The sequence below is a fragment of the Hymenobacter taeanensis genome (genome assembly GCF_013137895.1).
Classification (GTDB): domain Bacteria; phylum Bacteroidota; class Bacteroidia; order Cytophagales; family Hymenobacteraceae; genus Hymenobacter; species Hymenobacter taeanensis.
The window spans coordinates 3139965-3152616 of sequence record NZ_CP053538.1; the positions used below are offsets into that span (position 1 = coordinate 3139965).

Here is a 12652-nt window from a genome sequence, read left to right on the forward strand (position 1 = left end):
CTATTTGCCACTGCCTGCCTCATTTTGCTGGGGGGCTTGGGGTGTTTGCCGGCGTACGGCAGGCTCATCGGCCGGTGGGTGGTGTAATTGTGCGCATAAGCAATGAGTTCAACAACTTCTTTATCAGTGAACGGGAAGTAACCAGCCTGCTCACCCGCCAGGGCCGCGACCGGCTGGAGGGTACCGACCCATCAGAACTGAATTTGAAGTCGCTGGAAGCCCGGTTGAAAGCGCATAGCTTTGTGAAAGACGCTCAGGTATACCGCGACTTATCCGGAAACCTGCACGCTGATGTGCGCCAGAACCGGCCAATTGCCCGCTTGGTACACTCAGATTCACGCCAAGATTTCTACCTGGATGCCGCCGGTGAAAAGCTGCCTTTGTCGCCGCTGTTTACGGCGCGCGTTGTGCCAATTGCCCGGCAGGGTGGGCAACCACTTACGGCGGCTTTTTTTCAGGACTCTACCGGTAGAGCATACCTCGAATTTCTACGCTATATTGACGAGAAACCTTTCTGGCGGGCCCAGGTCGCGGAAGTGTTTATCAGTCCTAATGGCAAGCTCTCTTTCACGCAGCAAGTAGGAGACCAGCGAGTAGAATTTGGCTTTCCTGAGAATATTTCGGAAAAATTTGCGAAACTGATGGTATTTTACCGTCAAATTCCTCCAGTTCTCGGCTGGGACACGTACCACCGCGTCAACGTTGAGTTCAAGGACCAAATCATCTGCGAGTAATAATATCCGCTTATTTAGCCGAAAAAGGCACTTTTTCGACCACAACCTACCTGCACGCAACTCCAACTCTCGCCCTCCCTTCTCATGCAAAACGATAAAATTGTAGTCGGCCTCGACATCGGCACCACCAAAATCTGCGCCTTGGTAGGGCGAAAAAATGAGTTTGGCAAGCTTGAAATTCTTGGCATGGGGAAAGCTGTGTCGGAGGGCGTAGTGCGCGGTATTGTGTCGAATATCGACAAGACCGTTGACGCCATCAAGAAAGCCATCCGTCAGGCAGAGGAGCAATCTGGGATTAACATTGGAGTAGTAAACGTAGGCATTGCGGGCCAACACATCCGTAGCCTACAGCATAACGGCAGCATCACGCGCGCTTCTTCCGATAACGAGATTACTCTGGATGACGTGAACCGCCTCACCAACGATATGTATCGGTTAGTGACGCCGCCCGGCTCTGAAATCATTCACGTAATGCCCCAAGACTACAAGGTGGATTACGAGGAAGGTATCATGGACCCAGTGGGGATGTCGGGGGTACGCCTGGAGGGCAACTTTCACATCATCACGGCCCAGAGCACTGCTATCAACAACATCAACAAGTGCGTTACCAAGGCCGGTCTGGAAATCGACAACCTGATTCTGGAGCCTCTGGCATCTTCTATGTCGGTGCTGAGCGACGAGGAGAAGGAGGCTGGCGTGGCCCTCATTGATATTGGTGGTGGCACTACTGACCTGGCTATTTTCAAAGACGGTATTATCCGTCACGCGGCGGTATTGCCCTTTGGTGGTAACATTGTAACCTCTGATATCAAGCAGGGCTGCCTGGTGATGCAAAACCAGGCTGAACAGCTGAAAGTAAAGTTTGGAAAAGCTATTGCCGAAGAAGCCAGCGAGTACGAAATCGTAAGCATTCCGGGGCTCCGCGACCGGGCTCCCAAGGAAATTTCTCTTAAGAACCTGGCCTACATCATTGAGGCCCGGATGGAAGAAATTGTGGAGCTGGTATACGCCGAGATTCAGCGCTTGGGCTTCCAGGAAAAACTGGCGGCAGGTATTGTGCTAACCGGTGGCGGCTCGCAGTTGCAGAACCTGGTGCAGCTCACGGAGTACGTAACCGGCATGGATACCCGTATTGGCTACCCCAATGAGCACCTGGGCAAGAGCCGCATTGAGGCTGTGAAGTCGCCGATGTATGCTACTACTGTAGGCCTGGTACTGGCGGGCTACCGCTCGCTGGATGACCGTTTGGCACAGCGGGGCTTTGAAGAGCCTGAGCAGCAGGTGTATCATCGGCCAGCTACCCCAGAAGCGCGGCCCGTAGCTACCCCTGCTCCGCAGTCTGCCGTCGCGCAGCAGCCACAAAATCCTGCCCAGCCTGAAGCTCCTAAAAAGTCGTCGGGAGCCGGGAAATTCTTCCAGGATATCATCAGCCGGACGAAAGGCTTGCTGATTGATGATTTTGACGACAAGCAATATTAGGTGATGGGGGTCTTAGGGACTTGGGGTCTTGGCTGTTTCGTTGGAATGATGAAGTTGACCAAGCTGCAAGTACCCATCAGCCAAGACCTCAAGTCCCCAAGACCCTAAGATCTTAACTCATGAATTTTACATTTGATATTCCGGCACAGTCCAGGTCCATCATAAAGGTGATTGGCGTAGGTGGCGGCGGCTCTAATGCTGTCAACCACATGTTTAGCCAAGGCATCAAGGACGTGGAGTTCGTGATCTGTAATACGGATAAGCAAGCTTTGGCTTCGTCAACCGTACCTAATCGCCTTCAAATTGGCGCCGACCTAACCGAAGGGCTAGGGGCAGGGGCTAACCCTGAGCGTGGTAAGCAAGCAGCTATTGAAAGCCGCGAGCAAATCCGGGAACTCCTCAGCAATGGCACCAAAATGGTGTTCATTACCGCTGGTATGGGCGGCGGCACCGGCACCGGTGCCGCGCCGGTTATTGCCAAAGTAGCCAAGGAGTTGGGTATTCTCACGGTAGGTATCGTGACGGCTCCATTCATGTTCGAGGGGAAAAAGAAGCGCCAGCAGGCAGAGCAAGGCATTAAGGAGCTGAGCGATAACTGCGATACGGTACTCGTTATTCTCAACGATAAGCTACGCGAGATTTACGGCAACCTACCTATTCGCTCTGCCTTCGCCAAAGCGGACAACGTGCTGAGCACTGCGGCCAAATCCATTGCCGAAATCATCACCGTCACGGCCGATGTTAACGTCGACTTTGAAGACGTGAAAACGGTTATGAAAGACTCGGGTGCGGCCGTAATGGGCAGCAGCATCACCGAGGGTGAAAACCGCGCCCAGCGTGCGGCGGAGGAGGCTCTGGCTTCGCCGTTGCTTAACAACACCGATATCCACGGAGCTCAGCGTATCCTGCTCAGCATCATGTCTGGCGACCAGGCCGAACTGGAAATGGATGAGCTCACGGAAATCACCGAGTGCATCCAGGAAAAAGCTGGCCAGAACGCTGAAGTTATCTTCGGACACGGCATTGACCCCACCTTGGGCCAAAGCATCCGCGTAACGGTTATTGCTACCGGCTTTGCGCGCGAAGCGCACAACATTACTTCGGTAGTGCCCCGGGGTTCTGAGAATACTTATTCGCCTTCACCTGAGTCGCAGATCAGCATATTTGACAAGGACAGCCAAGAGGCTCCGGCTATTCCAGCTATTCCTACGTTTGGAATGCCCACTGCGCCCGCTGCCCCTGAGCCGCAACCCGTAAAGTTCGATCTGGAAACCTCACCGGCGCCTGTAGGCTATGTGCCCCCCGTGGTATCGGCTCCATCGGCCCCAGCCGCTGATCCGGTGCTTTACCAGCAACCCGTACCACAGCAGGTAGCACCCTCTACTGTGCAACACTCACTGAGCCGGCCATCACTCGATGCTCGGGCTGAAGAGCGCCGCCGTCGTTTGCAGGAGCTAAGCAACGGCCTCACCAATGATTCCATCAAGGACCAGCTCGAGACCCCCGCTTACCTGCGGCGGCAAGTGAAGTTGGAGAATGTAGTGCCCTCCTCTGAACAAAATATCAGTCGGTTCAATCTCTCCGATGATAACGAACTGCTCGGTGACAACCGCTTCCTGCACGACAACGTGGACTAAGTACATCTAGCTTTGCAAGAAGGCCGCAATGGATATCCCATTGCGGCCTTTTTATTCATCTCTGAAGTCAATACGCTTGGAAAGCGAAAATTAGGTTACCAAAAAGAGTAACATCACCAGCGGTTTAAGCTGTACACTAATGATGAGCACCATTAAAAGATCTTGCTCAAGGGCGGCTTTGTAAAGAGTCTGGTACTGTTGTGTCAACTGAGTCAGTAGGCATGCGTGCGGGTTCACCAAGTTCACGGTCGGGGCTAAGCGTGCGGCCCCTGGATGATGAGCGCGGCGCGGCCGTGTTGCAGCTAACAGTTAGCGCAAGGCTGGCGAGAGCAAGTAAAGAAAGTAAATGGTTGTGCATGAGCAGGGTATGTATACGCTTGCGAGATTAAGCAGGCTGTACCTGAAGTGGTATTGGTTTGGCACGCCGCCGGAACCATTGGTTAACGGGCTTTTCAACTCCAACGTACAGCGCTATGGCTAACAGGTTCAGTAGCACAAAGAGCAAGCCATTGTGAGCGGTCAGGTTTTCGGCTAGCCAATTCCGGATGATGCCTAAATGAATAAGATAGAAGGCGTACGAGCTCTTGCCTAGCAACTGAGCTGGCGCACAAGACAGAACCCGACGCAACCAAGTATCCTCCGTGAGCAGACCAGCGAAAAATAAGAGAATTCCGCCGGGTAACATCACGTTGTTCAGGGCAACACCAAACGGATGCTCTTGGCCAAAAGTGTACCCGCCCCGGGTCCAGACCATGCCAGTAAGAGCCACGGCCATCACTATTAAGCCTAGCACCGTCAATAACCCACGCATTTTATAGATAGGAAGCTGGCCCCGGCGGTACCATAGCGCCAGCTGTATGCCCGCGTAGAACTCAATACTGCGGCCAAAAAAAGTGTAGAGAAGCATAAACTTTAAGCTCCCCAAAAGTCCATGCAGTTGTGCAGCTCCAGTAGTGCAGATGAACACTAAAAGGCTCCCCAGACTAAGCCAGCCAAATGGCTGCAACCACAAGTGTATGCGCCGTTGCAAACCTACGATTATCAGTTGGGTAAAAATAACTATCCCAGCTAATGGCACCTACAAGCTGGTTGTCAACAGCCCAACCGGTAGTGGCCTAGCACCCTAGGGCTTGAACGGATCCGAAAATTTCTTGTCAGTTACGAAGGCGGAATCAGTAAGTGTGCGTAGGAAGGCCAGTAGCTGCGTTTTTTCAGTAATTGTAAGGTCGAGGTGGGTGCCGTTTGGGGTATTAGATAACAGTACGTTAGGGTCAACAAAGGCGCTGGTGGTTTGCACGTGTTCGTTGTAATGGTCGAGCACTTCTTCCAGGGTTTTGAAGCGACCATCGTGCATGTAAGGTCCTGTTAGGGCAATGTTGCGCAGCGTAGGAGCTTTAAATTTGCCACGCTCTGAGGCTAGGCCAGTAACTCCCCCTCGGCCAGCATCCTGAAACGTGACGTCGAGGCCATTATTGAAAAAGTCAGGCGAGGAAAATAAACCCGTTTCGCTGAAGTGGCAATGGTGGCAGGCGCCACCCCGAATGAATACGCCGCCTACCTCGCCGGGGTGGTTATTGAACAGAGCGGCGCCTTGCCTTTCAGTAGGAGTGAGCGTACCGGTTTTCCGCAGGTATTGATCATAGCGGGAATTAGCGGATATGAGGGTACGCTCAAACTGCGCCAGTGCCTTCAGAACATTCTCCTCCGAAATGGTACTTGTGCCAAATGCTTTCTGAAACAGCGGCGGATATAGTTCGCTCTGCTGTAGCTTTCTAACCCCATCGGCTAGTAGCTGGTGCATTTCTACTGGGTTTTCGATGGGTAGGCGCGCCTGCTGCTCCAAGCTGGTAGCTGCCCCATCCCAGTTGAGGGTAGTTTCCCAAAGCACATTTGTCAGCGACATGGTGTTGCGCGAGTGTGGCAACCCATCTACCCCTATAGCTTTGGTGAGCCCATCCGTAAAGGCTTTGCTCTGCTGGTGGCAGCTCCCACAAGACTGAGTGCCCGTGCGTGACAAGCGCGGCTCATAAAACAACTTTCGACCCAGGTCAACTCCCTCTACCGTGAGAGGGTTGGAGGCCGGTACGCCAACGTTTTGCGGCAGGTTACTGGGCAGCGTTAAAGTATAAGGAGTGGTAACATATGGGTTCTCGCCAGTTTCCTCATCACCACCTTTACTTCCGCAACCAATCAGCCATAGGCACAGCAGCAGCAAAGCCGCCAGATGAAGACGTAAGGAAGCAGGCATAGAAGGTAATTTCAAGGAGCTAATATGATTTTGAGTTGCCAGTGGCAACGCCGGCAGTAAGAGCAGTGGTTCCAGTAGAGTGCGAGGCTGGGGCAGCTAAGCGCTTATCATGCAGAAACGTCTCATCGGTGAGAGTGCCAAGGAAGGCCAGTAAATCTTGTTTCTGTTGGGCAGAAAGCGTTATTCCGGGCGGGCCTTGCAGTTGGTGAAATACGGTATCGAGGGTGGGAGATGCGGCAAGGCCATGGTCATAATGGTCTAGCACTTCTGTCAACGTTTTGAAGCGGCCATCGTGCATATATGGAGCCGTAAGAGCAATATTGCGAAGGCTGGGTACTTTGAACCGACCTACATCAGAGCGACGGCCCGTGATGTGGGCCCGGCCGGAGTCAAGCGGAAAGGCGTGGTCGAGGCCATTATTACGGTAAGACTCATCTGTGAATAGCTCTCCGGCATGGCAGGGCGCACAGTTCTTGCGTAGCACGGCCAAGCCGCGCAACTCCCCGTCCGATAGCTCACCACCAGCTTCTTGCCGCATATATCTGTCGTAGCGGGAATTAGCAGAGGTGAGTGCCGCTGTGAATTGCGCTAGGGCCCGCAGAAACTGATAGGAGTCAATGGGCTGGCGGCCATAGAGCTGCGCAAATCGTTGCCGATACTCAGCGCTGGCGTTAAGCTTGCGCACCACATCAGCTAAGGTTTCACCCATCTCTAGGTGGTTAGATAGGGGTGCTAGCGGCATTGTTTCAATGTGATTAGCACCGCCATCCCACAGCAATTCTCTTTTCCAGCGTAAGTTTTGCAGAGCTGGGGAATTGCGCGTGCCCCGGTGGCCTAGCACGCCCTGGCTGAAACGTTGGCCACCATCTGAGAAGGCAGCAGCTTGCCGGTGACAGCTGCCGCAAGAAACCTCTCCGGTGCGTGAAAGGCTGGCATCATAAAACAAGCTGCGCCCTAGTTCAAAGGCCTGTTTTGTAGGAGGGTTTTGGGCAGTAGTGTACTCCGGCACCGGAAAGTTGCCTGGAATAGCGCTGCCCGGTACTGCTTGCTCCAACTGGCTGCGCTCACCGGTAGGAGAAGCGCAGGCCACCAGGCTACTGCTTAGGCCTAGAAACCAATATGCGAGCATTTGCCGGGAGTGCCACATGGCTAGTGCTATTGCTCCTGCACCTGCTGCACGGTGAACATACCGGCCGCATAGTTATCGGCTAATGACATTGCGGCGGTACCGGCGCCCATCACGTTGTATGTTTGAGCAAAACGAATGGTGTGGGGGCCAGTGAGCATCCGCAACACATCGGCCTGCAGCTTAATAGTAGGCGTGCGGTCTTGTCGGATCTGGATTGTGGCTGCGCCTAGTGCCGGGGATACCGTACGGATGGCGTTGTTAGGCGTCTTAAACCCACCCACATGCAAAAGCAGGCCATGGTTGCCGGGAGCCTGAGGAGAGGAGCCTTCGAGCTTAGCGAAAATATAGCCTGTGTTCCAATCCCAGAACATAGCATTGATTGGATCAAGAGCGCCGGCTTTAGCGCCTGATACGTTGTGCGTACTATCCACTCCTACCATAAAGGAGAAGGACGGGTACTCGCCGGCCGGAATGTTGTGTAGGGTAATTGTTTTGGAATCAGCCTTGGCCTCATCCACTAAAAAGTAGCTTTCGGGAACAGCATACTCAGTGCCGTCGGTTTTTCTTAGCTTAAAATTGGAGAGGTAATATCTAAACGCAGACACAGTGAAGGCATCACCGGCTGGCGTTGTGTAAGGCGTGGCGGCGTTCAGGCTAAGAGCCGAAGTGCCCACCACATGGCTTATTTCAAGCCGAAGTACATTGCTACTAGGTTCGGCCTCCTTGTTGGTACAGCTAGTAAATGAGAGTGCTGCAGCCAGTAACAGCAAAAGCAGGGGAAGCTTAGGAATAGTCATGGAAGCAAAACGGTTTCTGACGAATATTTATTGGAGCGCCTGCCACACGCTAGGCCACTACGCGCAATGTGAGCGTCAGCAACTATAAGGCTAACAGATGAATAAGGCGTGAGCGTAAGCTCAGCGCTGTTCTATCAAGATAAGAATTTAATGCCAACAGGTGGGTTAGAACGCCAAGAGGGCCTCTACTTGCTCTTGCAGCAATTGCTGGTACAGTGGCTCCGTTAGTTGGCCTTCCGCAGTGAGGTGTTTATCAATAAAAGGGAGCCTTACGCGCTGAGGAAGCACCGCCGTACCGAGGTACATAAGCACATCTGTTAGGTGATTAATAGGAAGTAGCCCCCCCTGTCCTCCTGATGATAGGCCTACTAATGCAGCTTTCTTGCCCCTAATGCCTCCTGGGTAGGGGAGGCCGTCAATAAAAGCCTTTAGTACTCCCGGGAAAGAAGCATTGTACTCTGGTACAATAAATACCAGCTTCTCGGCCGCTTCTGCCATAGCCACTAGGTTGTTGAAGTGGTCATGAGTGCCTGTGTTGTGGTATAGGGCAGTAGTAGTAAAATCAACGGGAAGCTCCGTCAGGTCAAGAATCTGAAAATTTACTTTCTGCTTCGATAGGATAGTGCCGTAAACTTCAGCAATCCTGCGGGCGCGGGAGTTAGGCCGGTTGGTACCAGCAACAATTGTTATCATGAAAGTGAGCAAGGAGTTAGAAGCACAGCCAATGCCTATTCGGTTCGGTGATTGGCATACAATAAAAAAGCGAACCGGATAACCGGTTCGCTTTTTCTACGCTAGTAACTGAAAACCTTACGCAAGGTTATTGGAGGTAGCCTTGGCGTTGATGAATTCGCGGTTCAGAATGGCAATATTCTCTAGCGAGATGCCTACAGGGCACTCAGCAGCACAGGAACCGATATTGGTGCAGGCGCCAAACCCTTCCTTGTCCATCTGAGCTACCATGTTTTCTACGCGGGTTTTGCGCTCCACATGACCCTGGGGAAGCAGGGCCAACTGGCTTACCTTAGCCGACACGAACAGCATGGCCGAGGAATTTTTGCAAGAGGCTACGCAAGCACCGCAGGCGATGCAAGTAGCTGCCTCAAACGCGCGGTCAGCAATATCCTTCGGAATCGGAATCTCGTTGGCATCCGGCGTACCACCCGTATTAACGGAGATATATCCGCCAGCCTGAATGATACGGTCAAAGGCGGAGCGGTCTACGCTCAGGTCTTTGTTTACGGGGAAAGCAGCTGAGCGCCAAGGTTCAATGGTGATGGTGTCACCATCGGAGAACTTGCGCATGTGCAGCTGGCAGGTGGTAGTGCCAGCCTCAGGACCGTGTGCACGGCCATTGATGAACAGGTTGCACGAACCACAAATGCCCTCGCGGCAGTCATGGTCGAACGCTACGGGCTCCTCGCCCTGGCGCAGCAAATCCTCGTTCAATACATCGAGCATTTCCAGGAACGACATATCCGGGGAGATGTCCTTCACCTGGTAATCCACAATGCGACCTGCCGTGTTGCGGTTACGCTGCCGCCACACCTTCAGGGTGAGGTTCATTGGTTTGGCATTGGGGTTACTTCCAGCCATTGTATTTCTAGGGTATAAAGTCTTGAAAACTGGATTGAGTGGCCTAGCCTCTATGGCTAGGCCACTGCTACCTTATTTATAGCTACGCTGGGTGAGCTTCACATTCTCGAAGCGCAGCTCCTCCTTGTTCAGGATTTCAGGCTGGTTTTCGCCGTTAAACTGCCAGGCAGCCACGTAAGTGAAGTTCTCGTCATCGCGCAGGGCCTCACCTTCCGGTGTCTGGTATTCCTCACGGAAGTGACCACCGCAGCTTTCGTTGCGGTTATAGGCGTCGTCAATCATGAGTTCACCCAGTTCCAGGAAGTCGGCCACCCGGCCCGCTTTTTCCAGTGCCTGGTTCATTTCGGCTTCAGTGCCCGCCAGCTTCAGGTCGCTCCAGAACTCACGGCGGAGCTTCTGAATTTCTGCCTTGGCAAAGCGCAGGCCTTCCGCATTACGGGCCATGCCGCAGTACTCCCACATGATGTGGCCAAGAGCCTTATGGAAGTCATCGGGGGTACGAGTACCGTTGATGCTCATCAGCTTCTGTACACGGGCGCGCACTTCCGCCTCGGCTTCCTTAAAGGCCGGATGGTCGGTGGTAACGGGCTTAGGAGCCGTCTGGGCCAGGTAATCACCAATCGTGTAGGGAATCACGAAGTAACCATCAGCCAAGCCCTGCATCAGAGCCGAAGCCCCGAGGCGGTTGGCCCCGTGGTCGGAGAAGTTGCACTCACCGGTAGCGTACAGGCCAGGAATGGTGGTCTGCAAGTTATAGTCTACCCAAAGGCCACCCATGGTATAGTGAACCGCCGGATAAATGCGCATCGGCTGCTCGTAGGGGTTTTCGCCGGTAATCTTGGCGTACATGTCGAACAGGTTGCCGTACTTCTGGCTTACCCACTCGGCACCGTTACGCTTGATGGCATCGGCAAAGTCGAGGTACACGGCCAAGCCGGAGCCTCCCACACCACGGCCTTCGTCGCACATCTGCTTGGCGTTGCGCGAAGCCACGTCGCGGGGTACTAGGTTACCGAAGGCAGGGTACTTACGTTCCAGGAAGTAATCGCGGTCTTCCTCTTTGATGTCGCTCACCCGGATTTCGCCTTTACGCAGGCGCTCAGCCGTAGCTTTTTCCTTTGGCACCCATACGCGGCCGTCGTTACGCAACGACTCCGACATCAGCGTCAGCTTCGACTGGTAGTCGCCCGATACGGGGATACAGGTGGGGTGAATCTGCGTGAAGCAGGGGTTAGCGAAGAAGGCGCCTTTCTTGTGTGCCCGCCATGCGGCGGTGGCGTTGCAGTACTTGGCGTTGGTGCTCAGGTAGAATACGTTGCCGTACCCACCTGTTGCCAGTACCACGGCGTGAGCGGCGTGCTGCTCAATCTCGCCGGTGATGAGGTTACGGGTGATAATACCGCGGGCCTGACCATCTACCATTACCAGGTCCAGCATCTCGCTGCGCGTATACAGCTTCACCTTGCCGTAGGCCACCTGACGCGAGAGAGCCGAGTAGGCACCCAGCAGCAGCTGCTGTCCGGTTTGGCCGCGGGCGTAGAACGTACGGCTTACCTGGGCCCCACCAAACGAGCGGTTGGCCAGCAGTCCGCCGTATTCCCGGGCAAAAGGAACGCCCTGGGCCACGCACTGGTCGATAATGTTAACTGATACCTGGGCCAGGCGGTACACGTTGGCCTCGCGGGCACGGTAGTCGCCACCCTTGATGGTATCATAGAACAGACGGTACACGGAGTCGCCATCGTTCTGGTAGTTCTTAGCGGCGTTAATGCCTCCCTGGGCAGCGATGGAGTGCGCGCGACGGGGAGAATCGTGGTAGGTAAACGCCTTTACGTTGTAGCCCAGCTCGGCCAGGGAAGCCGCCGCCGAAGCACCGGCCAGGCCGGTACCTACAATAATAACGTCGTATTTACGCTTGTTAGCTGGGTTTACCAGCTTGACATTGAACTTATGCTTGTCCCACTTTTCGGCCAAGGGCCCTTCGGGAATTTTGGAATCCAGTATCATGCGCTAAAATGAAAATGGTGGGGGGCTAGCGAAGGGCCGGCTCCGTGGTGAGGGACTGCTCTACGGTGTTGCCGGTAGCAGGACGGGGCTGATACGCCTCGCTGAAGAACATAACCAACGGAATCAGGGCAAACAGGGCGGAAACGATAACCGAGAAGCCGTAACCCGTTGCATAAATAGCAGGGGTGTACTTGCGGTGGTTGAGGCCGAGGGTCTGGAAACCACTGCGGAAGCCGTGCCAGAGATGGTAACCCAGGGCAACCTGGGCCAGTGCGTATAGTATCACGTACCACGGTATTTTAAAGGAAGCGGCGGCTACCGAATACAAGTCGCCCACGGGATGGTCGAGGTTGGGTACGCGTACTTCGGCTAGGCCACCCATGGCATCAAAGCGGGAGCGGATCCAGAAGTTCATCAGGTGCACAATCAGGAAGATAAGCAGCAAGGTGCCCAACAGAGCCATGTTGCGGGAAGCCCACTGTGAATTCTGCTCTGAGTGGTTTACCACGTAGGCCTGTCCGCCGCGGGCCTTCTTGTTTTTCACGGCCAGGGCTAAGCCTTGGTAGATGTGAGCCAGAAGGCCCAGCATCAGCACTATTTCCATAAACCGGATAACAGGGTTGGTACCCATGAATTCGGCCCAGAAGTTGAAAGATGCGCCGCCGTCATGGCGAAGCATCTGGAGGTTAATCAGCAAATGCACCACCAGAAAGGAGCAGAGAAACAGGCCCGTGACAGCCATGATAAACTTGCGGCCGATGCTGCTGGAGAAGGTTTTTGTTATCCAACTCATAAGAGCTACTGAAAGGTTTGGGTAGGTCGGTTGTACTGGTCAAAGGTAGGGTCCAACCCGGTAGGAAACAATCTGCGCTTACCTTTCACGTTAGTAAGAAACAATCTTGAATCTATCTACTGCCAGCTCCGTTAGAACCGTAGTACCTCTATACTAACCCAACTGCCTGGTTATTTGTTAGGTTCCTGACACTTTTTTACTGACATTCTCTCCTTACTTCTCCTGACTTTCA

11 protein-coding genes are annotated in these 12652 nt (G+C 53.8%); 3 read left to right on the plus strand and 8 right to left on the minus strand.

Annotated elements, in window-relative coordinates; translation table 11 throughout:
• The first annotated feature begins 41 nt into the window (after positions 1 to 41).
• The 3 genes from HMJ29_RS13395 to ftsZ all read left to right on the plus strand — a co-directional run bounded on the left by HMJ29_RS13395 (position 42) and on the right by ftsZ (position 3850).
• A complete protein-coding gene (locus HMJ29_RS13395; protein ID WP_171591972.1) occupies positions 42 to 734 on the plus strand; it encodes a cell division protein FtsQ/DivIB in 693 nt (230 codons plus the stop codon).
• Positions 735 to 818: 84 nt separating this feature from the next.
• Positions 819 to 2213, plus strand: coding sequence for a cell division protein FtsA (gene ftsA / locus HMJ29_RS13400; protein ID WP_171591973.1), 1395 nt, complete (start codon positions 819 to 821; stop codon positions 2211 to 2213).
• A gap of 119 nt (positions 2214 to 2332) precedes the next feature.
• The gene (gene ftsZ, locus HMJ29_RS13405) at positions 2333 to 3850 is read left to right on the plus strand and encodes a cell division protein FtsZ (protein WP_171591974.1); all 1518 of its coding nucleotides are present in this window, start codon (positions 2333 to 2335) and stop codon (positions 3848 to 3850) included.
• Between the two features lie 385 nt (positions 3851 to 4235).
• Here the strand turns inward: ftsZ and HMJ29_RS13410 are convergent, their stop codons facing one another.
• The 8 genes from HMJ29_RS13410 to HMJ29_RS13445 form a co-directional block, all read right to left on the minus strand.
• Complete coding sequence (locus HMJ29_RS13410; protein ID WP_171591975.1) at positions 4236 to 4757, minus strand: acyltransferase family protein; 522 nt, start codon at positions 4755 to 4757, stop codon at positions 4236 to 4238.
• 216 nt (positions 4758 to 4973) lie between these two features.
• The gene (locus HMJ29_RS13415) at positions 4974 to 6098 is read right to left on the minus strand and encodes a cytochrome-c peroxidase (protein ID WP_171591976.1); all 1125 of its coding nucleotides are present in this window, start codon (positions 6096 to 6098) and stop codon (positions 4974 to 4976) included.
• A gap of 19 nt (positions 6099 to 6117) precedes the next feature.
• Entirely contained in the window at positions 6118 to 7227 is a 1110-nt protein-coding gene (locus tag HMJ29_RS13420; protein WP_171591977.1) for a cytochrome-c peroxidase, read from the minus strand.
• 26 nt (positions 7228 to 7253) lie between these two features.
• A complete protein-coding gene (locus HMJ29_RS13425) occupies positions 7254 to 8024 on the minus strand; it encodes an MbnP family protein (protein WP_317241667.1) in 771 nt (256 codons plus the stop codon).
• 165 nt (positions 8025 to 8189) lie between these two features.
• Positions 8190 to 8717, minus strand: coding sequence for an NADPH-dependent FMN reductase (locus HMJ29_RS13430; RefSeq protein ID WP_171591979.1), 528 nt, complete (start codon positions 8715 to 8717; stop codon positions 8190 to 8192).
• A gap of 117 nt (positions 8718 to 8834) precedes the next feature.
• Entirely contained in the window at positions 8835 to 9590 is a 756-nt protein-coding gene (locus tag HMJ29_RS13435; protein ID WP_171591980.1) for a succinate dehydrogenase/fumarate reductase iron-sulfur subunit, read from the minus strand.
• Positions 9591 to 9692: 102 nt separating this feature from the next.
• Entirely contained in the window at positions 9693 to 11627 is a 1935-nt protein-coding gene (locus HMJ29_RS13440; protein WP_171591981.1) for a fumarate reductase/succinate dehydrogenase flavoprotein subunit, read from the minus strand.
• Between the two features lie 25 nt (positions 11628 to 11652).
• Positions 11653 to 12420, minus strand: a complete 768-nt coding sequence (locus HMJ29_RS13445; protein ID WP_171591982.1) for a succinate dehydrogenase cytochrome b subunit — start codon at positions 12418 to 12420, stop codon at positions 11653 to 11655.
• Positions 12421 to 12652: the final 232 nt, after the last annotated feature.

Coding starts and splice junctions, on each gene's coding strand:
- HMJ29_RS13440 (WP_171591981.1), bottom strand. CDS start 11,627: ATGATACTGGATTCCAAAATTCCCGAAGGGCCCTTGGCCGAAAAGTGG.
- ftsA (WP_171591973.1), top strand. CDS start 819: ATGCAAAACGATAAAATTGTAGTCGGCCTCGACATCGGCACCACCAAA.
- ftsZ (WP_171591974.1), top strand. CDS start 2,333: ATGAATTTTACATTTGATATTCCGGCACAGTCCAGGTCCATCATAAAG.
- HMJ29_RS13425 (WP_317241667.1), bottom strand. CDS start 8,024: ATGACTATTCCTAAGCTTCCCCTGCTTTTGCTGTTACTGGCTGCAGCA.
- HMJ29_RS13415 (WP_171591976.1), bottom strand. CDS start 6,098: ATGCCTGCTTCCTTACGTCTTCATCTGGCGGCTTTGCTGCTGCTGTGC.
- HMJ29_RS13445 (WP_171591982.1), bottom strand. CDS start 12,420: ATGAGTTGGATAACAAAAACCTTCTCCAGCAGCATCGGCCGCAAGTTT.
- HMJ29_RS13420 (WP_171591977.1), bottom strand. CDS start 7,227: ATGCTCGCATATTGGTTTCTAGGCCTAAGCAGTAGCCTGGTGGCCTGC.
- HMJ29_RS13410 (WP_171591975.1), bottom strand. CDS start 4,757: ATGCTTCTCTACACTTTTTTTGGCCGCAGTATTGAGTTCTACGCGGGC.
- HMJ29_RS13430 (WP_171591979.1), bottom strand. CDS start 8,717: ATGATAACAATTGTTGCTGGTACCAACCGGCCTAACTCCCGCGCCCGC.
- HMJ29_RS13435 (WP_171591980.1), bottom strand. CDS start 9,590: ATGAACCTCACCCTGAAGGTGTGGCGGCAGCGTAACCGCAACACGGCA.